Annotated in this window: 21 protein-coding genes, 1 tRNA gene and 1 pseudogene; 11 read left to right on the top strand and 12 right to left on the bottom strand. The window is 63.3% G+C overall.

Translation table 11 applies throughout. The features are described 5' to 3' along the window. Positions 1–36 precede the first annotated feature (36 nt). Complete coding sequence (locus tag FJ977_RS14275) at positions 37–951, bottom strand: DMT family transporter (protein WP_140772296.1); 915 nt, start codon at positions 949–951, stop codon at positions 37–39. 150 nt (positions 952–1,101) lie between these two features. After that, positions 1,102–1,977, bottom strand: coding sequence for a tRNA glutamyl-Q(34) synthetase GluQRS (gene gluQRS, locus FJ977_RS14270; protein WP_140772294.1), 876 nt, complete (start codon positions 1,975–1,977; stop codon positions 1,102–1,104). A 75-nt stretch (positions 1,978–2,052) separates the two neighbouring features. Here gluQRS and FJ977_RS14265 point away from each other — a divergent pair, with 75 nt between their 5' ends. Together FJ977_RS14265 and FJ977_RS14260 are read left to right on the top strand one after the other, a co-directional pair. Next, on the top strand, positions 2,053–2,694 hold the full coding sequence (locus tag FJ977_RS14265) for a DNA-3-methyladenine glycosylase (protein WP_140772292.1): 642 nt from the start codon (positions 2,053–2,055) through the stop codon (positions 2,692–2,694). Between the two features lie 128 nt (positions 2,695–2,822). Then, a complete protein-coding gene (locus tag FJ977_RS14260) occupies positions 2,823–3,380 on the top strand; it encodes an HNH endonuclease (protein ID WP_008874122.1) in 558 nt (185 codons plus the stop codon). 181 nt (positions 3,381–3,561) lie between these two features. Here the strand turns inward: FJ977_RS14260 and FJ977_RS14255 are convergent, their stop codons facing one another. The 3 genes from FJ977_RS14255 to FJ977_RS35790 all read right to left on the bottom strand — a co-directional run bounded on the left by FJ977_RS14255 (position 3,562) and on the right by FJ977_RS35790 (position 5,003). Next, entirely contained in the window at positions 3,562–4,080 is a 519-nt protein-coding gene (locus FJ977_RS14255) for a disulfide bond formation protein B (RefSeq protein WP_140772291.1), read from the bottom strand. A gap of 80 nt (positions 4,081–4,160) precedes the next feature. After that, positions 4,161–4,748 carry a YqaA family protein gene (locus FJ977_RS14250; protein WP_140772289.1) on the bottom strand — a complete coding sequence of 196 codons (588 nt, stop codon included), beginning with the start codon at positions 4,746–4,748 and terminating at the stop codon, positions 4,161–4,163. A gap of 93 nt (positions 4,749–4,841) precedes the next feature. Next, complete coding sequence (locus tag FJ977_RS35790) at positions 4,842–5,003, bottom strand: hypothetical protein (RefSeq protein ID WP_181179819.1); 162 nt, start codon at positions 5,001–5,003, stop codon at positions 4,842–4,844. 18 nt (positions 5,004–5,021) lie between these two features. On the opposite strand from FJ977_RS35790, the gene FJ977_RS14245 reads away from it, so the two are divergent. Next, positions 5,022–5,106: transfer RNA gene (locus FJ977_RS14245), tRNA-Leu, on the top strand. 119 nt (positions 5,107–5,225) lie between these two features. On the opposite strand, the gene FJ977_RS14240 is transcribed toward FJ977_RS14245, so the two are convergent. The 3 genes from FJ977_RS14240 to FJ977_RS14230 all read right to left on the bottom strand — a co-directional run bounded on the left by FJ977_RS14240 (position 5,226) and on the right by FJ977_RS14230 (position 8,927). After that, the gene (locus FJ977_RS14240) at positions 5,226–5,906 is read right to left on the bottom strand and encodes a hypothetical protein (RefSeq protein WP_140772287.1); all 681 of its coding nucleotides are present in this window, start codon (positions 5,904–5,906) and stop codon (positions 5,226–5,228) included. Positions 5,907–6,246: 340 nt separating this feature from the next. Next, a complete protein-coding gene (locus FJ977_RS14235) occupies positions 6,247–7,527 on the bottom strand; it encodes a GNAT family N-acetyltransferase (RefSeq protein ID WP_140772286.1) in 1,281 nt (426 codons plus the stop codon). Beyond that, positions 7,527–8,927 (bottom strand): lipopolysaccharide biosynthesis protein, encoded by a 1,401-nt coding sequence (locus FJ977_RS14230; protein ID WP_140772284.1) that lies wholly within the window; start codon positions 8,925–8,927, stop codon positions 7,527–7,529. The genes FJ977_RS14235 and FJ977_RS14230 overlap by 1 nt, the downstream gene beginning before the upstream one ends. A 1,033-nt stretch (positions 8,928–9,960) precedes the next feature. On the opposite strand from FJ977_RS14230, the gene FJ977_RS14225 reads away from it, so the two are divergent. Beyond that, positions 9,961–10,452 (top strand): hypothetical protein, encoded by a 492-nt coding sequence (locus FJ977_RS14225; RefSeq protein WP_140772282.1) that lies wholly within the window; start codon positions 9,961–9,963, stop codon positions 10,450–10,452. Between the two features lie 14 nt (positions 10,453–10,466). On the opposite strand, the gene secA is transcribed toward FJ977_RS14225, so the two are convergent. After that, positions 10,467–13,199, bottom strand: coding sequence for a preprotein translocase subunit SecA (gene secA / locus FJ977_RS14220; RefSeq protein WP_140772280.1), 2,733 nt, complete (start codon positions 13,197–13,199; stop codon positions 10,467–10,469). 261 nt (positions 13,200–13,460) lie between these two features. On the opposite strand from secA, the gene FJ977_RS14215 reads away from it, so the two are divergent. After that, positions 13,461–14,381, top strand: coding sequence for a peptidylprolyl isomerase (locus FJ977_RS14215; protein WP_140772278.1), 921 nt, complete (start codon positions 13,461–13,463; stop codon positions 14,379–14,381). Positions 14,382–14,456: 75 nt separating this feature from the next. On the opposite strand, the gene FJ977_RS14210 is transcribed toward FJ977_RS14215, so the two are convergent. Then, positions 14,457–15,056: a TetR/AcrR family transcriptional regulator gene (locus FJ977_RS14210; RefSeq protein WP_140772276.1), complete on the bottom strand. Its 600-nt coding sequence runs from the start codon at positions 15,054–15,056 to the stop codon at positions 14,457–14,459. 277 nt (positions 15,057–15,333) lie between these two features. Here FJ977_RS14210 and FJ977_RS14205 point away from each other — a divergent pair, with 277 nt between their 5' ends. After that, entirely contained in the window at positions 15,334–16,551 is a 1,218-nt protein-coding gene (locus tag FJ977_RS14205; RefSeq protein WP_140772274.1) for an MFS transporter, read from the top strand. 19 nt (positions 16,552–16,570) lie between these two features. On the opposite strand, the gene FJ977_RS14200 is transcribed toward FJ977_RS14205, so the two are convergent. Then, positions 16,571–17,800, bottom strand: a complete 1,230-nt coding sequence (locus FJ977_RS14200) for a caspase domain-containing protein (RefSeq protein WP_140772272.1) — start codon at positions 17,798–17,800, stop codon at positions 16,571–16,573. A gap of 168 nt (positions 17,801–17,968) precedes the next feature. Between FJ977_RS14200 and argJ the strand changes: the two genes are divergently transcribed. The 5 genes and pseudogenes from argJ (at position 17,969) to FJ977_RS14175 (ending at position 21,156) form a co-directional block, all read left to right on the top strand. Further along, on the top strand, positions 17,969–19,210 hold the full coding sequence (gene argJ, locus FJ977_RS14195) for a bifunctional glutamate N-acetyltransferase/amino-acid acetyltransferase ArgJ (protein ID WP_140772270.1): 1,242 nt from the start codon (positions 17,969–17,971) through the stop codon (positions 19,208–19,210). A 29-nt stretch (positions 19,211–19,239) separates the two neighbouring features. Continuing rightward, complete coding sequence (locus FJ977_RS14190) at positions 19,240–19,992, top strand: GNAT family N-acetyltransferase (protein ID WP_140772268.1); 753 nt, start codon at positions 19,240–19,242, stop codon at positions 19,990–19,992. An 8-nt stretch (positions 19,993–20,000) separates the two neighbouring features. Then, positions 20,001–20,422 (top strand): annotated as a pseudogene (locus FJ977_RS14185) ((deoxy)nucleoside triphosphate pyrophosphohydrolase). A 126-nt stretch (positions 20,423–20,548) separates the two neighbouring features. Then, positions 20,549–20,866: a hypothetical protein gene (locus tag FJ977_RS14180; protein WP_140772267.1), complete on the top strand. Its 318-nt coding sequence runs from the start codon at positions 20,549–20,551 to the stop codon at positions 20,864–20,866. 110 nt (positions 20,867–20,976) lie between these two features. Beyond that, the gene (locus tag FJ977_RS14175; protein ID WP_140772265.1) at positions 20,977–21,156 is read left to right on the top strand and encodes a Flp family type IVb pilin; all 180 of its coding nucleotides are present in this window, start codon (positions 20,977–20,979) and stop codon (positions 21,154–21,156) included. 30 nt (positions 21,157–21,186) lie between these two features. Here FJ977_RS14175 and FJ977_RS14170 read toward each other — a convergent pair whose 3' ends face one another. After that, positions 21,187–22,059 (bottom strand): methyltransferase domain-containing protein, encoded by an 873-nt coding sequence (locus FJ977_RS14170; RefSeq protein WP_140772263.1) that lies wholly within the window; start codon positions 22,057–22,059, stop codon positions 21,187–21,189. Between the last annotated feature and the right edge of the window lie 37 nt (positions 22,060–22,096).

The following is a 22,096-nucleotide window of genomic DNA, read 5'->3' as shown; positions in this document are numbered from 1 at the left end:
CAGGCTGCTTCCTCAGTTCCTCAGTTCTTTAGTTCCTCAGTTCCTCAGTTCCTCGATCCTTCCCTTGCCTGCAATTCTTCCCCTGGTCTGCCGCGCCGTTGCCAGGCCAACGCCGAAAGTCGTGATGGCCATGCCGACGATCTGCAGCGCGTTGAGCTGTTCGTCGAACAACGCCCAGGCGATGACCGCCGTTACCGCCGGGACGAGGTAGAACAGCGAGGCGACCTTTGACATCTCGCCGTCGCGGATCATCACCATCAACAGGAAGATGGCGCCGAGCGACAGCACCAGTACGAGCCAGGCCATGGCGAAGATCAGTTCGCCGTTGATGACGACGGTGTGCGTCTCGAAGGCAAGCGCGGCAAGGATCATCAGCGAGCCGCCGCCGACATATTGCCACATGGTGGCGGCCACGAGGTCGCCGCCGGAAGCGAAACGCTTCTGCCAGATGGTGCCGGCGCTCATGCCGAGCACCGAGACCAGCGAGGCGGTCAGGGTCGCGGCGGTCACGCCGCCACCCAGCGCCCCGAGTTTTGGCCACAGCACGATGACGATGCCGATCAGGCCGATGCCAAGGCCAAGCCAGTGGCGCGGCAGGATTGCCTCGCCGAGGAACTTGCCGGCAAGCACCGCCGTGATCAGCGGTTGCAGGCCGACGATCAGGGCCGAAAACCCGGCCGGCATGCCCCGGTGGATGGCCCAGAAGACGGCGCCGAGATAGACGCCATGCATGAGCACGCCGGCGCCGGTGGCGTGCAGCGCCTCCTTGCGGGTGGCTCGCTTCGAGCCCAGCACCGGCATCAGGACAGCCAGCAGGATGGCGGCGATGACGAAACGCGCGGCGAGGAAGGTGAACGGCTCCGCCCATGGCATGGCGTAGCGCGCGCCGATGAAGCCGGTCGCCCACAGGACGACGAAGGTGGCGGGGATGAACCGCTTGATGCTGTGCATTTCCGGAGACCGCCGCGTTGGGGAGAGTTGACCGTGGCGATGCTCTAGTCCCGTTCAACCCGGCGCGCAAAACGAAACGATTGATCCATGCATCACGGGAATTCAACGGAGCTGTGGGTCCGGCGTCCGGTTCTCCCGACCTCGCAGAGGTCAAAGTCCAATCATCCGCCTGATGTCGTCAGGTGTCGTGCCGGCCCCGCGCAGCTTGGCAAGGCCGGTGTCGCCAAGGCTCTTCGACAGTTTTCGCCCGTCCGGCCCGAGGATGAGCCGATGGTGGAAGTAGGCGGGTTGCGGCAGCCCAAGCAATTCCTGCAGCAGCCGCTGCACGCCGGTGGCGGAAAACAGGTCCTGGCCGCGCACGACATGGCTGACCCCTTGCAGGGTGTCGTCGACAATGACGGCGAGGTGGTAGCTGGTCGGGATGTCGCGGCGCGCCACGATCACGTCACCCCAATCCTGTGGACGGGCCTCGACCGGGCGCGTCGCGGATAGTGTCTCATCGGTGAATTCGGTCCAGGCGAGGTCCTTGCCGACACGCGCCATGGCGGCGCCGACATCCAGCCGCCAGGCAAAAGGCTCGTTGTCGGCGATGCGCCGTTTGCGTTCTTTCACCGGTAGCGCCTTGTCGGCGGGGGGATAGAGCGGCACGCCGTCGGGATCGTGCGGCCAGTCACGTCCGCGCTTTTCGCTGTCGGCGATGAAGGCCCTGATGTCGCCTCGGCTCATGAAGGCGGGATAGACGAGTTCTTCGCGGATCAGCCGGTCAAGCACCGCCTGATACTCCGCGAAATGCTCGGACTGACGGCGCACTGGTTCTTCCCAGCCAAGCCCCAGCCATTCCAGATCGGCAAGCACGCCCGCCTCGAATTGCGGCGTGCAGCGCGTGGTGTCGATATCCTCGATGCGCAGCAGCAGGCGGCCGCCAGTGACCTTTGCCAGCTTCTGGTTGAGCAGCGCCGAATAGGCATGGCCGAGATGCAGTTCGCCGTTGGGGCTGGGCGCGAAGCGGAATGTCAGGAGCGTCATGTCTTTGGCGGCAATCGGGTTGTGCTGCTGTTTCGGCGGTTGCTACCTTGCGGCACATTCCAGGACAAGGAAACCATGCAACGTATCGCGACACTGGACGACATTGCCCGCGGCCTGGATGCGCTCTGCATCATCGACCCGCGCCTGGAAAAGGTGCGCGGCATGGCCGGCGAGGTGCCGCTCAGGCTGTCCGAGCCGGGCTTCAGGAGCCTGGCCTCGATCATCGTCTCGCAACAGGTCTCCCGGGCGAGCGCCGATGCGATCTTCGGCCGGCTGACCAGGCTGGTCGATCCGCTGACGCCGCAGGCGATCCTGGCCGCCGGTGAGGACATGTTTCGCGAGGCCGGCCTGTCGCGACCCAAGCAGCGCGGATTGATCGCGGTTGCGCAGGCCGTGGCCGGCGGTCTCGACCTCAATCACCTCTGTTCGCTCGACGCGACCGATGCGATCACGGCGATGACCGCGGTGCCCGGCATCGGTCCCTGGACGGCGGAAGTGTACCTTCTGTTTGCCGCCGGGCACCCCGATATCTTTCCCGCGCGCGATGTCGCGCTGCAAACGGCGGTCGGCCATGCGCTCGGCATCGACCCGCGTCCGCCGGAGAAAACGCTGATCGCATTGGCCGAATCATGGAGCCCGTGGCGAGGTGTCGCATCGCGGCTTTTCTGGTCCTATTATCGCGAAACCAGAGGCAGGGACGCCGCGCCGCCGTCCTGAATCCGCAAAAAAGTATAAAAATCGAGGGTTTTTGACGCTTTGGGCAAGCGACAATCCGCTTCACATCCCTGTCATGTCGGGCTTACAGTATCCGCGCCGTTCGGGTCTAGAACCAAGGAGGTAAACACGTGACGGTTGCCGTATCTCCGGATGGGCTTCCAGCACTGGTGCTGAATGCGGATTACCGTCCGCTCAGCTACTACCCCTTGTCGCTCTGGTCCTGGCAGGATGCCATCAAGGCGGTGTTCCTCGACCGGGTGAACATCGTCGCCGAATACGAGCATGCGGTGTCCTCGCCGACCTTCTCCATGAAGCTGCCGAGCGTGGTCAGCCTGAAGGCCTATGTGAAGCCGTCCAGGCATCCGGCCTTCACCCGATTCAATGTGTTCCTGCGCGATCGCTTCCAATGCCAGTATTGCGGCACGCCCGAGGATCTGACCTTCGACCATGTCATCCCGCGCCATCGCGGCGGCGCGACGACCTGGGAGAATGTCGTCGCCGCCTGTTCGCCCTGCAACCTCAGGAAGGGCGGCATGATGCCGGCGCACGCCAAGATGTGGCCGCTGCAGAAGCCTTATCAGCCGACGGTGCATGATCTGCACAACAACGGCCGCCTGTTCCCGCCGAACCATCTGCATGAAAGCTGGATGGATTATCTTTACTGGGATGTCGAACTCGAACCATAGAGTTCGGCAGAAATCCGCCATACTGGCCGCCTGACGCAGCTTTCTGCGCTTCCCAGTTCTACTGCGTCGCAGTAGAACTGTGCTCACGTACTTAAGTACGCTCCGCTCCGGTTCTCGAAAGCCGCGCCATTCGACTCAGCCTGCCGAATTTCTGGACGAACTCTGTGCCGCGCTGATTTAACTAGTCGCGGGCCAGCGCACCACGGAAGGCGACGGCGGCCAGGATGAGGCTGGCGATGGCGTTCCAGCCGGCCAGCGATAGGCCCAGGATGCGGAGCGCCGCCTTGTCGCAGGAGGGTGGCACGAATTTGTCGAGCGCGTCGAGCACGCCCTTGCCGCCGGTGTCCACCGGGCCTGCGCCCGCGGTGCAGTCGGTCGGGCCGGCCCACCACTGCCATTCGACGCCGGAATGGTAGACGCCGAGATAAAGGCCGTAGAGCATCAAGAGGCCGCCAATGCCCAGCAGGCCGCGCGTCAGCCATGTGGGCGCGCGCAGCATCGATGCGATCACCGCCAGCACCATCAGCGGTATGCCGATATAGTAGGGGGTGCGCTGTTCCAGGCAGAGATGGCAGGGGATGTAGCCGCCAAGGTACTGGAAGCCGAGCGCCGAGCCGACGGTCGCGGCCATGGCGACGGCGAGAAACAGGGCAGTCCGCGTCCGCTGGCGTCCGGTATCGACATTCATGGTCGCTGTCATGGGTCTTTCGTCCGTTGTGTTCGCCGCCCGCCGGGTCCGCTTGCCCCTCAAAACCGTCACCCGGTTTTGAGACCGGGGCCTCAGAGGGCGTATTTGATCAGGATATAGAGCAAAATCAGGGCAGCGGCGGCAGCGCCAACGATCAGGCCAAGGCGCTTTTCGATGAATTCGCGGATCGACTCGCCATAGCGGCGCAACAACCAGGCCAACAGCAGGAAACGGGCGCCGCGCGCCACGATGGCCAGCACGATGAACAGCGCCAGATTGACGCCGATGACGCCGGACAGGATCGTCACCACCTTGATCGGCGGCAGGTGCGCCGCACCCGAGGTGATCAGCATCAGGATGATGAAGCCGACGCCCGACGAGGTGCGCAGCTTCTCGAACTCGTCGTACTTGCCGTAGAATTCGAGGATCGGCCGTGCCACCGCCTCATAAGCGTAGTGGCCGATGAACCAGCCGGCAATGCCGCCCAGCACCGAGGCGGCGGTGGCGATCAGCGCATAGCGATAGGCACGATCCGGCCGCGATAATGCCATCGGCAGATAGAGCACATCGGCCGGCACGAGGAACACGGAGCTCTCGACGAAAGCGATGAAGGCCAGCCACCATTCCGCGGATTTGCGGGCCGCCAGCGACAAGGTCCAGTCGTACAGTCCGCGAAGCATCGGCTCTCCTAATGCATGTGGTCCAAAATGCGCAGCCGCCCGGGGACAATGGCAGGGATGAAAACAGGGGCCCAGGCTTGCGCGTCGGTGCCTTCAGACCCGCCACGCATCATGCGCCGCCTGTCTAGAAAGATTTTCCGCGCCGCACAATGGCAGCGCCGCCACGAAATCGAAAGGCGCAGTTGGTCGCATCCGGGGATTGCTGAGAATTGGCCAGTTGACGAACAGGCCTCCGACCGTATAGTCCGCGCCCATCCAGGCTGTCCGGCCTGAGCCCCTATGGCGGAATTGGTAGACGCGCTCGACTCAAAATCGAGTTCCGCAAGGAGTGCTGGTTCGATCCCGGCTAGGGGCACCATTCCATGTTCAGGAACTGATCCGTATTGCTCGGCTGCGCATGATGCAGGGCAAAACCCGCCGACAGGATTGAGGGGCGCAGACCGGCTACAGCGCCAGCCTGCGCCCTTTCCAATCCGCTCAGAGCGAATGCTTATAGCCGATCGCGATATTCCATTTGTCACCCGCGAGATCGTTGTATGGGGCCGAAGTGGTGTCGGTCTTCTTCCAGGAATAGCCAACGCTGGCATAGACCGCGTTGGTGGAGTCGATGCTGTAGGTCAAGCCGGTGGCCAGCTTCGGCGTTTCCCAGGTGGTGTTGAAAGCGTTGCGGTAGCGGAAGTTGAAGACGTTCCAGGTCCATTGCTTGGAGACCTTCCAATCGCCCGCGATATACAGGGCGTAGTAAGGAACATTCGCATTGGCATCCGCATCCTTGATGATGCCTGTATCGTGCCAGGTGTAGCCGAGCCCCAGGCTGGGGGTCAGGGTGAAGGCATCCGTGACCTTGATTTTGTAGCCGAGGCTGGCTTCGGCGTAGTACTGGGATTTTCCACCGGTCTTGAAGGTGGGCTGGATAAAGATGCCACCGACGAAATTATTGTCGAAACTGTGCGACACGCTGAGCTTGAAATAGGTGTCGGCAAGCGACCGGGCGGTGTTGCTGCCATTGTTGATGGCGTAGAATTCCGGGCTTCCCTCTATTCCAATCGTCCAGGTCGGCGCTGCCGGTGGCGGGGCTTCGACCAGATCGGCCGCAAAGGCCGATGTGGCCATGGACAAGCAAACGCCCAATGGGGCGATGATGGTGCGCAAAAGCATGGTCTTTCCTCGATATGTAGCGGCGCATCGGAATGGAGCGGCGCGTTGGGATGTGGCGGCGATTTAGCTAGGCGCGCGTCATTACAGTTATGTGACGGTGTGCCATTCGTGTGGACGACTTTGCCCATACGGCTCTCGATGGGGTCTCGGCGGTGCAGATTGGCCACACCGGCGAGACGGCGGAGGCACGCTCACACCAGCCGGTTGCGCGGCAGCCGGCCAGCCATCGAGCCGATGGCTAGAAGGGGATCCAGTCCCCGAATATATGTCTAAACAGGATCAAGAGGCCGATCAACAAGGCTATCCAAAGGCCGGGTCGTCGCAAACTGGAGGCCGGCATTCAGCGCCGTCTCAGCAGGCTCTTCATCCGGTTGCGCAGCAGGCGCGCCATGTTGCGGGTCTCGCGATAGAGATGCAGTTGCGAGGCGGCCTGGCGGGCGAGGCGGTCGGCGTCCGTGGTCAGCCCGATCACCAGCGTGCCGATCGGCTTGCGCTCGCTCCACAGCCTGCTCATCACCGGATGGTCGGGCACCGCGCAGGAATCGGTCATCATGATGTTGGGATCGTCGAGATGCTGCCGGGTGACCTCGATCATAAGCAGCGTGCCCGGCGAATAGGCGGCCAGCGTCTCGTCATAGGCCGTCTTCCAGGTATAGGCGACGCCGGCTTCGACGAAGACGATCAGGCAGGCGATGGTGCGGCCGTCGAGCGTCAGCGAATGGATGCGGCACATGTCCTGTTCGGCGAGCCGGTGCACGGCCTCGCGGGCGAAGGCGGCCCGGAAGCGGTCGATCGCCATGGCGGTGCGCTCGCGGCCCTTCCAGCCGGACGCTTCCAGCGTCAGGAAGCTCTCTATGGCATGGCGGATTTCCTCGGGGCCGCGCGCCACCACATGCTCCAGCCTGCCGAGGTCGGCAAGGCGCCGCTTCAGGCGGCGGAACTCGCGATAATGGTGCGAGCGCAGCGATGCCTTCAGATAGTCGTCGCCGTCGAGCTCGCTCTCCAGCACCGGGCGCAGTGTCTGGCCGGTGGTGACCAGCGTCAGGCCGCGCGTTTCGGCCACCGTGCCGAGCAGGCTCGCCACCGGGCCGTCGAGCCTGATGTCGGGGAGCACGAAGACTTTCGGCAGTTTGAGATGCGGGCGCGACAGCATCGAGAAGAAGTCCTCGACGACGCCGACCGGATCGTCGCGGTCGATCAGCGGCGTGCCGAGCGGGCCGAAGGGGCTCGACCAGGTACGCATCACCGGAACGCCGAGCGGGACAACCGGGCGCTCCACCGAGATCGGCACCAGGAGGCGCAGCCGGTTGCGGTATTCGTCGCCGTCGCGGATCACGGCCAGCCGCACTTCGCGATCCTCCAGCCGGGGCATGGCGGGCGCCAGGAAGCGCGGGTTGAAGAAGACGTTCGGCTCGATTGTGCGGGCGCAGAGATAGTCCAGCTCCTCGACCAGGTCGAAACCGGCCGATGCCGGATAGATGGCAAGCTTGCGCTCGGGCCGGTTGTTGGCGAAGATTTCGATATGGGCGGGGTCGGGATCGCGCGCCAGCCCGGCAAGGCCGGACACCATGGCGCCGGCGGTGCCGCCGCTGGTTTCCTCGAGCAACGGGATGGCGGCCATCAGGCGGCTCCTTTGGCTGGCACGAAGATCGCCATGACGATGCCGAGCTTGCGCCACACCGTGAAGGATAGCGCGCTGGCTTCGAAGATCATGGCAAAGGCGGTGGCCATGGCCGCGCCCCACAGGCCGAAATGCGGGATCAGCACCACGTTGAGGCCGATGTTGAAGGCCAGTGTCATGGCATAGACGGCGGCGCAGATGTTCTGGTTGCCGCTCATGGTGAGCAGGCTTTCGCAAGGGCCGACGGCGGCGCGCGCCACGACGCCGAAGACGAGCAGGAACAGAAGCGGATAGCCGGACGTGAATTCGGGGCCGAACAGCACCAGCATGGGTTTGCCCAGCGCCAGCACCAGCAGCGCCATCAGCAGCGAGGGCCAGAAGGTCCACGACACCGTCTCGCGGGCGAAGGCGGCGAGCTTTTCCGGCTCGCCATGGGTAAACTGCGCGTAGCGCTGGGCAACGCCGGCCTTGACGGCGAAATAGACGAAATGCACCAGCGCCAGCGTCTTGACCGTGGCGAAATAGACGGCGACGTCGTTGGGATTCATATAGGCGCCGACCATCAGCACGTCGGCATTGGTGAGCAGGAAGAAGAAGCTCTCGACCAGGAAGATCGGCAGCGAGACGACGAACCATTGCGCGAAATGCACCTTCATCGGTCCGGCCGGGATCTGCCTTTCCATACGGTGGGTGACGCCGATCAGCTGAGCGAGCGTGGTGACGTAGGTGGCGGCGATCGAGGCGAAAATCGCCGTCCTGGCATCGGCGGCATAGCCGGCGAAAAGCATCAGCGCCATGAACAGCAGGATCAGCACCGGCCGTATCAGGTAGGTCGGCGACAGGGCGAAAAGCGCCCAGCTGTTAGCCCTGGCCTGGCCCTGCAACAGATCCGACACCGCGATCATCGGCAGGCAGATGGCGCCGAGGATGAACGGTATCACGTAGTAGTTTTCGATCCAGGGCGCCGCCAGCCAGACAGCGAGTGCGCCGAGCCCGGCGATGATGGTCGAGGCGATCAGCACGAACAGGCGGCTGGCCACGACGATGCCACGCAGTTCGTCCATCATGCCGCGCTCGCGGTATTCGGGGATGAAGCGGATGACCGAGGTGTGGAAGCCGAGGCAGGCGAGGTTGCCGACGATGACCATCGTCACCCAGACAAGCACGAAGATGCCGTATTCGAACGAGCCCATCCAGCGCGCCATCAGCACCTGGCTGATGAAGGCGATGACGGCGCTGACGATGCGGATGGAGAAGGCGATGACCGACATGCGGCCGGCTTCGCCGCGTTCATCGGCGGTGAACAGCACGGCGTCGATGCGGCCGAGCAACGGCTCCACGCGCAGCGCCAAACGCTGCGGCAAGAACCGCCCGGCAGTCGTGGCCGCGGAAAAGCGCACCCCGATCTCTCTCCGTTTTCCGCCTCTTTTTCAGGTTTTGGTGTAGCGGAGACACATTAAGAAACGGTTGGGTGACAGTGGGGATGCGTGGCGGATGAAAGCCAACGATTTGGCTTTTCGAGCAACGAACGCTCAAGTCGTAGCGGAGGGGCCGACAGAGCCACCGACGCAAGGCATGCGCTTTGTCATGCCGATGGCACTACAAAAGGCAAGCGAACGCCTGGGAGTTTACCCGAGGTGACGAACCTCCAGTCGCGGGAGCTGTCCGTGCAGTAGTGAAGCCAAGGATTCGCTTTTCGAGATCCGCGTGTTGCGGAATACGAACGACGATACGGCTAGAGGAATTGCCGATGGCGGTCGGGTTTCGGCTCGCGGTGCAATCTGCGGACTTTGGGGACCAGCTCACTAACTGGTCCCTGGAGGTGAAGCCATGAACAAAGAAAGAACATATGAATTATTGTGTGAGAGTTCCCATTCAAAAAATCTAATTGTTAGCATGGGTTTAGCGGGATTTATCCCCAGCGTGCCCCCATTGTGGGGGACCGGCGGGGGACAGGTGACTGTCAAGCTAATTATTTCAGAAAATTTCGCGCCGAGCCGGTTTTTTCATATTCGCCGGAAAAGGTTTTGAATCACAATGGCTTTGTCACAATGCGCCGTTGCAGCAGCCGCTCCCGAACCGCCTGACCTAACCAGATTCGTTAAAAATCCGTCAGTTAGCAAGTTGACGAGTGTCATAAACTCAATATGTAGTTTGCGCAGATCGATGTGCTTCTAATCCTAGTGATTGGCAAAAAACGAACAAGTTCGCTTTCTAGAAGGGGGCGGAAATGGATTGCACCTTTATTTCAAATCTTGCGTCGAGTTGGCCGTTAGGCCTAATTCTTGTTCTATTGATCGCCCCGCGATCGATAGCACGGATGGGAAAGCATATTAGACGCGTGCATGGACCAAATAATTTTAGCGTTGAATTTGAGCGCGCCCCTGAAAAGGGGTCGAGTTCAAAAGAAGGTGAATAGAGGGACAATGTAAAATGAGCGTCGGCCCTGACGTGATTGGTGCACTATCAGCACTGGGTGCAGGTTTTACGAGCCAACTTGGAAAAGTGTTGCTCTCTTATCTGCGCGATCTCGGCTTTCCGACCAAGATCGGCAAGTTTGATTTGGCCAAGATATTAGACGATAGCGAATCGTCAGTCGATGAGCGTTTATTAAAAATTGATCAGGCTCGTCAGAACCTGACCGACGCGCTAAGTGCAATTGAAGAGCTTGGAAGTCAAGCGAGCCGTCAGAAAGCTGAGTTAGAGGTTCTGACAGCAGCAGTAGCTCACGCTGCAAGTGAGAAAGCAGCCGTAACCAACGAACTAACAACCATACGAACCTTAGCGAACTTAGATACGCGCTCTGTGCAAAGGGCATTTGCGGTTCCGACGCGATCCCAAAGATGGTTCGAGAGAGGATTCTCGTTCTGCCTAGGTATATTAGCCTCTCTGATAGCATCTTTCATTTTTGATTGGTGGCGATAGCCGCGTTACTTCGACTACGCAAACGCCCCGTGGCAGTGCTTGTACTTCTTGCCCGAGCCGCAGGGGCAGGCTTCGTTGCGGCCGACCTTGCCCCAGGTCGCCTGGTTGTTCGGATCGCGATCCTCGGGGGCGACGACGGCGTTCTGCTCCTGGCGCACCAGGAGGGCGGTCTCGCCGTCGCCAAAATCGTTCTCGCCGGTGGTGCCGTCGATATGCGAGCCGAACATGTCGGGCGCTTCCGGCGGCGGGGCTTCGGCGGCCTGGCGGACCAGTTCGACGCGCATCAGCTGCGCGGTAACGGCCTGGCGCAAATTGCCAAGCATTGCCTGGAACAGCTCGAATGCCTCGCCCTTGTACTCCTGCAGCGGGTCGCGCTGGGCGTAGCCGCGGAAGCCGACGACCGAACGCAGATGGTCGAGATTGACGATGTGCTCGCGCCACAGATGGTCGAGTGACTGCAGCACCACCGAACGCTCGACATAGGTCATCACCTCTGGGCCGAAACGCTCGGCGCGCTCCTTGGCGGCGGCGTCGGCGGCCTGCGTGATGCGCTCGCGGATGTCGTCCTCGGCGATGCCTTCTTCCTTGGCCCACTCCTCGATCGGCAGGTCGAGATTGAGGAATTCGGCGACCTCGGCCTTCAGGCCCGCGACATCCCACTGTTCGGCGTAGGCGTTTTCGGGAATCGCCTTGGCGACGATCTCGTCGATGACGCCCTCGCGCATCTCGGCAATGGTTTCCGAGAGGCCTTCGCCGTCCATCAGTTCGATGCGCTGCTCGAACACCACCTTGCGCTGGTCGTTCGAGACGTCGTCATATTTCAAAAGGTTCTTGCGGATGTCGAAGTTGCGAGCCTCGACCTTCTTCTGCGCCTTTTCCAGCGCCTTGTTGATCCAGGGATGGATGATCGCCTCGTCTTCCTTGAGGCCGAGCTTCTGCAGCATGCCGTCCATGCGCTCGGAACCGAAGATGCGCATCAGATCGTCCTGCAGCGACAGGAAGAATTTCGAACGGCCGGGGTCGCCCTGGCGGCCGGAGCGGCCGCGCAACTGGTTGTCGATGCGGCGCGATTCATGGCGCTCGGTGGCGAGCACATAGAGGCCGCCGGCGGCCAGCGCCTTTTCCTTCAGGCGCTCGATGTCGGCGTGGATTTCCTTTTCCCGCGCCTCGCGCTCGGGACCTGCAGGCATGTCGCCCAGTTCGTCCTCGATGCGCATCTCGGCGTTGCCGCCGAGCTTGATGTCGGTGCCGCGGCCGGCCATGTTGGTGGCGATGGTGATGGCGCCCGGCTTGCCGGCCTGCGCGACGATCGCCGCCTCGCGCTCGTGATGGCGGGCGTTCAGCACCTCGAAATCCTTGAAGCCTTCCTTGCGCAGGCGGTCGGCCAGTTGCTCGGACTTCTCGATCGAGGTCGTGCCGACCAGCGTCGGCTGGCCCTTGGCGCTGGCTTCACGGATCTCCTTGACGATCGCCTTGTACTTCTCCTCGACCGTCCGGTAGACCTCGTCGTCCTCGTCCTTGCGGATGACCGGCAGGTTGGTCGGGATCTCGGTGACTTCGAGACCGTAGATGTTGCCGAATTCCTCGGCCTCGGTCAGCGCCGTGCCGGTCATGCCGGAAAGCTTCTTGTAGAGGCGGAAGTAGTTCTGGAAGGTGACGGAGGCGAGCGTCTGGTTCTCCGGCTGGATCGCCACATGCTCCTTGGCCTCCAGCGCCTGATGCAGGCCTTCCGAATAGCGGCGGCCCGGCATCATGCGGCCGGTGAATTCGTCGATGATGACGATCTCGCCGTTGCGCACGATATAGTCCTTGTCGCGCTGGAACAGCCGGTGCGCCTTCAGCGCGTTGTTGACGTGGTGGACGATGGCGACGTTCTCGACGTCGTAGAGCGACTCGCCCTTCAACAGTCCGGCATCGCGCAGCAGGTTCTCCAGCTTCTCGGTGCCTTCCTCGGTGAAGATCGAGGTCTTCTGCTTTTCATCGATCTCATAGTCCTGCGGCTGCAGCTGGATGATGAAGGTGTCGATCGTGTTGTACATTTCCGAACGGTCCTCGAGCGGACCGGAAATGATCAGCGGCGTACGTGCCTCGTCGACCAGGATGGAATCGACCTCGTCGACGATCGCGTAGTTGTGACCGCGCTGCACCATCTGGGCGCGCTCATACTTCATGTTGTCGCGCAGATAGTCGAAGCCGAGTTCGTTGTTGGTGGCGTAGGTGACGTCGGCAGCGTAGGCGGTGCTGCGTTCCTCGTCGGAGAGGCCATGAACGATGACGCCGACCGAGAGGCCGAGGAACTTGTAGACGCGGCCCATCCATTCGGAGTCGCGGGTGGCGAGATAGTCGTTGACGGTGACGACGTGGACGCCCTTGCCGGCGAGCGCGTTGAGATAGACCGGCAGCGTCGCGACCAGGGTCTTGCCCTCGCCGGTGCGCATCTCGGCGATGCCGCCATTGTGGAGCACCATACCGCCGATCAGCTGGACGTCGAAGGGGCGCATGCCGAGCACGCGGCGCGCCGCCTCACGTGCGGTTGCGAAGGCCGGGATCAGCAGATCGTCAAGACTGGCGCCATTGGCGATATCCTGGCGGAATTTCTCCGTGCGGCCGGCAAGCTCGGCATCGGAGAGAGCCCGCATCTCGTTTTCCATGGCGTTGATCGCCTCGACGCGGGGCCGGGTTGATTTGACCCGACGGTCGTTGGAGGAACCGAAAACCTTACGGGCGAGACCGCCGAGACTGACCATCCAATGGTCCTTTCGATAGAATTCTCAATCTTGAGACAGGCGCCGGCCGGCCCCATCAAATCCGCGTGAACGCACCGCCTGAACGCGGGCAAACACAAATAGCGCCCGGAAAACGGTTCTGGACGCCAAGTCGTTGGACAGATAAGAGGGGGCTCAACTGATGTCAACGCCGCGCTGGCCATGCAGGCCGCGCCAAATTCCGCCACAATCTGGCTGATCTGGAAGCCATCCCTCTTACAATCCTTCACCGGAGTCATCCTTATGTCCTTGTTGTTCCGCCGTGCGTCGCTCGCCAGCCTTGGCTTGGCCTTCGGCCTGTCGGCTCTTTGCCTGTCGCCGCTGATGGCGCAGGAGACCGCTCCTGCTGCTCCGGCCGATGCGGCGGCCCCCGCGGCGGCGCCGGTCGATCCGAACGCCGTGGTCGCCACGGTCAACGGCCAGCCCCTGACTGAAGCCGATCTGGTGCTTGCCGAAGGCGAGCTGTCGCAGCAATTCGCGCAGTTGCCGCCCGAACAGCGCCGCGCCGCGGCCCTCTCGGCCGCCATCGAGATCCGCGTCATGGCTGCCAAGGCCGTCACCGACGGTCTCGACAAGGATCCCGATTTCCAGCGCCGCATGGCCTTCCTGCAGCAGCGCGCGCTGCATGGCGAGATGGTCGAGAAGGGCGTCGTCGACAAGGTCACCGACGCCGAGATTCGCGCCCGCTACGACCAGGAGATCGCCAACACGCCGCCGGTCAACGAGGTGCATGCCCGTCACATCCTCGTGAAGACGAAGGAAGAGGCAGAGGCGATCATCAAGCAGCTCGACGGCGGCGCCGACTTCCAGAAGCTCGCCAACGAGCACACGAGCGATCCCTCGGGCAAGTCCAATGGCGGCGACCTCGGCTGGTTCGGGCCTGGCCAGATGGTGCCGGAATTCGACAAGGCGGCCTTCGCGCTTGAGGTCGGCAAATACACCGAGCAGCCGGTGCAGTCGCAGTTCGGCTGGCATGTCATCAAGCTCGAGGACAAGCGTGCCAAGCAGCCGCCGGCCTTCGACGAGGTGAAGGACCAGGCCAAGCAGGCGGTCATCCGCGACAAGTATTTCGCGCTGGTCAAGTCGCTGCGCGCCGATGCCAAGGTCGAGATCCCCGATGCCAAGCTGAAGCAGGCTGTCGATACGATGGAAGCCGGCAAGTAAGCCCGGACGGTTTTTTCAAAAAGGGCGCGGCAGCCAAGGGTTGCCGCGCCCTTTTTGCTGGTGTCGCCGATGCCGTTATCTACCGGGCGCCGCTATGCCTTGCAGGAGATAGCGGACCATCTTGCGTATCGCCGCCTCAGGCTCGTCGAGCCGGTTGGTCAAGAGATGCCGCCAGGCATAGGACGCGACGAGGTCCGCGACCACGCCAGGCTCGATGTCGCTGGTGATCTCGCCCCTTGCCTTGGCGCGCTCGATGATCAGGCCGGTGTGGGTGCGGCGCCCTCCGGCATAACCGGCAAGGGCCGCGGCCGCGGTTTCATCCGACTGCGCCTCGGCGATCAGCGACCTGAACACGTTGCCCGACGATGTCTCGCGCCAGTGCGCGAACAGATTGACCAGGAAGCCGACGAGATCCTCTTCCAGGCTTCCCGTATCGGGAACGTCGACGCGCTTCTGGCGCTGGTAGACTTCGAGCAGCAGGGCCGCCTTGCTCGGCCACCAGCGATAGATGGTCGGCTTGCCGGCACGGGCGCGCCGCGCCACCGCCTCGATCGAGAACCCGGCATAACCGGCCTCGACCAGCACGGCCTCGGCGGCCTCCAGAATCGCTTCGGCGCTGTCGGGGTTGCGCCTGGCGCCAATCGATCTGCGTGCCGGATCGGCGATTTCGTTCATTGGCCGTTCCTCCTGAAGCGGGTTCTCGTCTCTGCTGGACCAACAACCCGCCAGCAACTCCTTGCCTCACCACATTCTTGCTCGGACAGGAACCGTCCGGAGCAAAAGCGCTCGTGTTCCTGGCAGCATTCTTGCGGACGCCAAATGAAGCCATTTGGCCGCAAAAAGCGCCGATGCCAAGATATGCCCGTACATCGAGATATTCATACATCATCGCTTGACGAAACGGAACGGTTCGTTCTATTCAACGGAACGTTCCGTTCCGATCGGTATCGCCATGACGACCATTATCGCATCCGGCTCCGCGCCCGCCGAGACGACGATTTCGAGTTGGATGACCTTTCTGCTGGCAGCGGCCTGCGGGCTGATCGTTGCCAATATCTATTATGCACAACCGCTGATTGGCCCGATCGGCGCCGAACTTGGCCTGCCGCCCCATGCGGCGGGCCTGATCGTTACGATGGCCCAGATCGGCTACGGGGTGGGCCTGCTGTTCATCGTGCCGCTAGGCGATCTCGTGGAAAACCGCAGGCTCGTGCTTGGCATACTCGCCGTTGCAACGCTCGCCTTGCTGGGCGCGGCGATTTCGACGCAGCCAATGGCTTTTCTGGCCGCGATGCTGTTTGTCGGCCTCGGGTCGGTCGCGGTGCAGATGCTTATCCCCTATGCGGCGCACCTGGCGCCGGAAGCAAGGCGTGGCCGCGTGGTCGGCAATGTCTCGGTGGGATTGTTGCTGGGTATCATGCTGTCACGCCCGTTTTCCAGCTTCATCACCGCGCTGTCGTCCTGGCACGTGGTCTACTTCACCTCTTGCACCGTCATGATCCTGCTGGCCGTGGTGCTGAGGTTTGCGCTGCCCAGGCGCGTGCCGACGGCGCGTCTGAGCTATGGCGCGCTTTTGGCATCCATGGTGCATATTGCGCGCACGACGCCCGTCCTGCGCCGGCGGGCTCTCTACCAGGCATTCCTTTTCGCGGCTTTCAGCCTGTTCTGGACGACGACGCCGCTGCTGCTGGCCGGTCCAGAGTTCAGCTTGACGCAGCGCGGCATCGGCTTGTTCGCCTTGGCCGGCGTCGCCGGCGCAATCGCCGCGCCGCTCGCAGGAAGAGCCGCCGACCGCGGATGGGGCCGGCCGGCAACCGCCTTTGCCATGCTGTGCGTTGCCGTCGCGTTTCTCGTAACCCACATCGCCCATACCGGCTCGACGCTTTCGTTGGCGCTACTGGTCGTCGCCGCCATCGTGCTCGACTTCGGCGTGCAGACCAACCTTGTCCTCGGCTATCGGGACCTGTTCTCGCTCGGCGCCGCACATCGCAGCCGTCTCAACGGGCTCTACATGGCGACGTTCTTCATCGCCGGCGCGATCGGCTCGGGCGTCGGCGGCTGGGCGTATGCGCAAGGCGGCTGGCCATTGGTGTCCTGGATCGGCCTGGCGCTGCCGATTGCCGGACTGCTCTGTTTCGCCACTGAATTCATATCGCGCGAAAACGCGTGAATGCGCCGCGGATCACCTCTCATTGCATGGCTTGCGAGGTTTCGGATTCGATGCGCCATCCCCCCACGGCCTTGACCAGCCCGAGCGTGACGCGCGCCTTGCCGGTCAGCCTTGCCGCCGACTTGTCCTTCGGCACATAGTCGTAGCGCATGGCAAAGGCTGCATCGGCGCGGTCCTGCCCATGCGGGGTGATCTCCAGGCTGCCGGGTTCCAGCCCGAGCGACCACGAGGCCCATTGCGCGAACCAGTCGGTCTTCACCTTGACGAGGGCATCGTTGTCGTAGCGCGTGCCGAAGATGGTAGCGGACGGGCCGTAGATCCGCTTGACCATGTCAGCCATCGTCCTAGTGTCGGGCGTCAGATAATCCCGGCGCAGGAATTTTTCGATCGAAGCCTTGTCGTCGCCGACGGAGCGCTCCAGTGCCGCGACCTGCGAGCCCGGCGCGGGCTCGGCAGCCGGCCTGGGCTCCGGCGCAGGCCCTGCACCCGGGACGAATTCGAAGCGTTCGAGCAGCGAGCCCTGTTCCCAGGGGCGCTGGCCTTCGCGGGTTTGCGAAACCACGTCGCGGCGCACCGCGATCATCATGTCGTTGATGCTTTGGCCGGGTTCGGCGATGTGCCGCAAGAGGGCTGATGCAAAGGGCGAGTTGCGCCCGGTGCCGTCCATGGCGACCGCGCCCGGCGCCGTCGAGAAGGCGATGAAGGAGCCGCGCGTCGAATCGAACTGCGCCAGCCCGGCGAGCGCCGTCGCCGAGCGCGTGGTGGCGGTGCGGCTGAGGCTGCGGGCAAACGGGTTGTTGCGGCAGGCATCGAGAAACACCAGGCTGACCTTGGTCTGCTGTTCCATGATGTCGAGGACTTCGTCGATCGGCACCGCTTCGAGCTGCAGTTTCACCGGCATGTCGAGCCTGGCGTCGACCGGCACGATGTAATTGCGCCCGTCGACCTGCAGGCCGTGGCCGGCATAGTAGAAAAGCCCGACGCCGGCGCCTTCGAGCGCATCGGAGAACTCGCCGATGCTGCGTTCGAGCTCGCGCTTGCCGAGATCATTGCCTTCGATGACCTCGAAGCCGATGGAGCGCAGCTTGTCGGCGATGTCGAGAGCGTCGTTGACCGGATTGGCCAGCGTCCCGGCCTCGGCATAGGTGCCGTTGCCGATGACGAGCGCCACGCGCCGCGCCGGCTCAGCGTCGGCGCTCAGCAGCAAAAACCCCAGAAATGCCCATGCGAGGATCGCAAGCCTGCCCATGGGGCGCGATCATAGCGCCACAGGCGCCGGCGATGCCAACAGATTTGAAATGCAGGCTTGATCCGGCCTGGTTGGCCGCCCCGGCAGGCGCGGCGAAAACGCCCTTGCGCCCGCGCGCCGTATCGGGCAAACCGGCCTTCCCTTGCGATTTTCCCGCCCGAGGTCCCCATGTCCACGACGATTTCGCCGCTCGCGCCGAAGAAATACCCCAAGATGCCGGTCATCGAAGGGGTGCGCATCGCCACCGCCGAAGCGGGGATAAAGTACAAGAACCGCACCGATCTCCTGGCCATGGTGTTCGACGCCGGCACCACGGTCGCCGGCGTGTTCACCAAGTCGAAATGCCCCTCGGCGCCGGTCGATTTCTGCCGCCAGAACCTTGGCGCCGGCAAGGCACGGGTGCTGGTCGTCAATTCCGGCAACGCCAACGCCTTCACCGGCAAGAAGGGCCGCGACTCCACCGCGCTGACCGGCGAGGCGGCGGCCAAGGCCGCCGGCTGCACGGCCGGTGAGGTTTTCCTGGCCTCGACCGGTGTCATCGGCGAGCCGCTCGACACAACCAAGTTCAGCCATCTGCTCGCCGGGCTGGTCAGCGATGGCAAGCCCGACCTGTGGACCGAGGCGGCAAAGGCCATCATGACCACGGACACCTATCCGAAGGTGGCGACGCAGACGATCAAGCTCGGTGACACCGAAGTCACCATCAACGGCATCTCCAAGGGCGCCGGCATGATCGCCCCCGACATGGCGACGATGCTCTCCTTCATCGCGACCGACGCGCCGATCGCGGCGCCGGTGCTGCAGGACCTGTTGTCGCGTGGCACGGCCAAGACCTTCAACGCGGTCACCGTCGACAGCGACACCTCGACCAGCGACACGCTGCTGATCTTCGCCACCGGCAAGGCCGCGAAGCGCGGCGCGCCTGAGATCACCGACCCGAAAGATGCGCGCCTGGGCCAGTTCCGCCGGGCGCTCGGCAAGGTGCTGAAGTCGCTGGCGCTGCAAGTGGTGCGTGACGGCGAGGGCGCCCGCAAGCAGGTCGAAGTGACCGTCACCGGTGCGAAATCGGCCCGCTCGGCCAAGCGCATAGCGCTGTCGATCGCCAATTCGCCGCTGGTCAAGACAGCGGTCGCCGGCGAGGACGCCAATTGGGGCCGCGTCGTCATGGCCGTCGGCAAGGCCGGCGAGCCCGCCGACCGCGACCGGCTGTCGATCTGGTTCGGCGACAACCGGCTGGCGCATGAGGGCGAGCGCGATCCGGCCTATTCGGAAGAAAAGACCTCCGCCTACATGAAGCGCGACGATATTCGTATCCGCGCCGATATCGGCATCGGCCGCGGCAAGGCAACGGTGTGGACCTGCGATCTCACCAAGGAATACGTTGCCATCAATGGCGATTATCGGAGCTGACGGTTTTGGCTTCCAGGCATCCGGCAAGCATGCTCGCGATCGTGCGTCGCTACGAGGCGGCCGGTTTTCGCGCCTGGCCGGCGGCCGCCGTCCATTATGACGGCACCTGGGTGGTGCGGCTCACAGCCGGCCATCCGGCCAAGCGGCTGAATTCGGTCAATCCGCTCGATCCCGGCGACATCCAGCACATCGCCGACCGTATCGGCCGGGCCAGCCGCCGTTTCGATGCCTATGGAAGGCCGCTGACGTTCCGCATGTCGCCGCTCTCGGGTCCCGATCTGGCGAATCATCTCGACAAGGAGGGCTGGAGCCGGTTCGACGAATCCCTGGTCATGCGGCTGCCGCTGGCCGATGCCCAGCTCGACGCCGCCATGGATCAGATTCCGCTCAAGGACATCAGCCGCTTCATCGGCGCGTCGCTCAAGGTCAGCGGCTCGGACGTTTCGCTGCGGCCCGGCCTGTCGGAGATCATAGGCGCCATCCAGCCCGAGGCCGGGCTGTTCGCGCTCGAGGATGGAGCAGAGGCGCTGGCGACGCTGATCTGCGTGCATGACGGCGATCTTGCCGGCCTGTTCGAGGTCGCCACCGACAAGTCGGCGCGCAACAAGGGTCACGGCCGCAACCTGATCCTGTCGGCGCTCAAGTGGGCGAGGCTGCGCGGCGCGCGCGAAGCCTGGCTGCAGGTCGAGGCTGGCAATGCGCCGGCGCTTGCGCTCTACCGTTCACTCGGCTTCGAGGAAGTCTACCGATACCACTACCGCCGGCCGCCCGGTCATGAGTGAAATTGGTCATGAATGATCTGGTGAATACCGGCAAGCGCCTGCTCCTGGTCGCCGCCTGTGCGCTGGTCGACACCGACGGCCGCGTGCTCCTGGCACAGCGGCCGCCAGGCAAGCAGCTTGCCGGCCTGTGGGAATTTCCGGGCGGCAAGGTCGAGCCCGGCGAGACGCCGGAACAATGCATCATCCGTGAACTGCATGAGGAGATCGGCATCGAGACCGAGATCCCGTGCCTGGCGCCGCTCACCTTCGCCAGCCATTCCTATGACGACTTCCATCTCCTGATGCCGCTGTTTGTGTGCCGCCGCTTCCGGGGCATTGCGCAGCCCAGGGAAGGCAGGCGCTGAAATGGGTGCGGCCAAAGCAGATGCGCGACTATCCGATGCCGCCGGCCGACGCGCCGCTGATTCCGTTCCTCATCGATCTGCTCTGAGGATCGCAACTGATCGGACCACGGTCCATATCAGCCAGCGTTAATGGAAGATTTATCTCATCATGAAAAATTGATGCATGGCCGTGTCGTCGCGGCCGCACGGCCGATTTGCCCGGGAGCGACAGCATGAGCCTAGACAGGGATTGGGACTCGATCCGGCCTGACCGGAGCTTTCGTGCCGCCGATGCCGGCATGGGCATCCTGCGCGTCACGCTGCTGTTCGGGTCGGCCGCGGTGGCGCTGGCGCTGATCGCAACCCCTTTCCTCGACAGCCAGACGCGCTCGCAATCCGTGCGAGACGACTTTCCCGGTGGCCTCGACATGACAACCACCGGCTCGATCGGCCATCGCGGCACCTATACGGTGCGTCGCAGTGTGCTGCAGCCACAGCCCGGTTCGGTCTGCATCATCGGGTCCGATGGCAGGACCAGCGGTGACTGCTGACATGGTTAAGAATTTTCCGAGAAGGCGGCGGCTTCACCGCCTGTTAAGGCTTTGCCGTTAACCTTTCTTAACAGATCGGCGGTAAGGTCCTGGCAACGGGGATCAAGGTGATGAAAACAGTGCTGCTGCGTTTTCTGAAGGACGACAATGGCGCCACGGCCGTCGAATACGGCCTGATCATCATGGTGCTGTCGTTGACGATCATCGGCGGCATCGGCCAGGTCTTCAACTCAATTACCTGGTTGTTCAGCGACAACGGCAGCAGGCTCGCGAACGCTTTCGCACACTGACTTGCGACCCTGTCCGCACCCGCGGGCCGGTCAATGTCCTTCCGGACCCTCCAATACAGTCTTCAACGAGACCTTGGCTGAGCCAGGCTTCAGTGGCTTCTGCTGCGATGCATCGGGTGCCCAACCGGACATCCAGACCATCGAGAAGCTCGCCCGGATCCGACCGTCCGGGTCGGAAAACCGCTCGGCGTAAATCTCGGCGGCGCGGGCAAACAGCCGGCGCGAGCCCGGCCGCCGGCTGCGGTCCGCGAGGGCGCTGGTTTCGCCCATGGCGCGCAGATCGGCCATCAGGGCAAACAAATTGGCATAGCGCACCGTCACCGTCTCGACGTCGGCAACCGGCAAAGCGAGGCCGGCGCGCTGCAGCAGCGCACCGGCGTCGCGCACGTCGGTGAAGGGGATGACGCGCGGGCTGACGCCGCCATAGAGCTCGGTCTCGGCCGCAAGCAGGCTTTCGCGCAGCTCGCTGAGCGTGCCGGCACCGGCGAAGGCACCGAGAAAGAGCCCGTCCGGACGCAAGGCGCGACGGATCTGGATCAGCATGCCGGGAATGTCGTTCATCGCCTGCAGCGACAGAAGCGATACCGCCAGATCGAGGCTTTGCGGCTCGAAGGGCACTGTCTCCAGCGGCGCGACCAAGCCGGCGGCACCATCCAGGAAAACCGTATCCGTCTCGACGCGGGCGATTTCCGCCACCTTGCCACTGGCGGCGAGCACGTCGACCGCGGCCGGCGTCTGGCAAAACAGCACCGCGGCCTTGCCGAACCGGCGCTCGACGGCGCCCAGCCGGTCGGCAAGGTCCTCGGCAGCGCGGCTCATGAGGAAATCGGCACCGTCGACCGGGTGGGTGAGCGCACGCCGCTTGTGCGCCAGCCACAGTGAGGTATCGATAATAGGATGCAACGGGCGGATCCTTGTTTGTCCACGCCCTGATATAGTT

This window comes from Mesorhizobium sp. B2-1-3A, from assembly GCF_006442655.1.
Taxonomy (GTDB): Bacteria; Pseudomonadota; Alphaproteobacteria; order Rhizobiales; family Rhizobiaceae; genus Mesorhizobium.
Note: the sequence above shows the minus strand (reverse complement) of the source record. Positions and strands in the feature narration are given on the sequence as shown.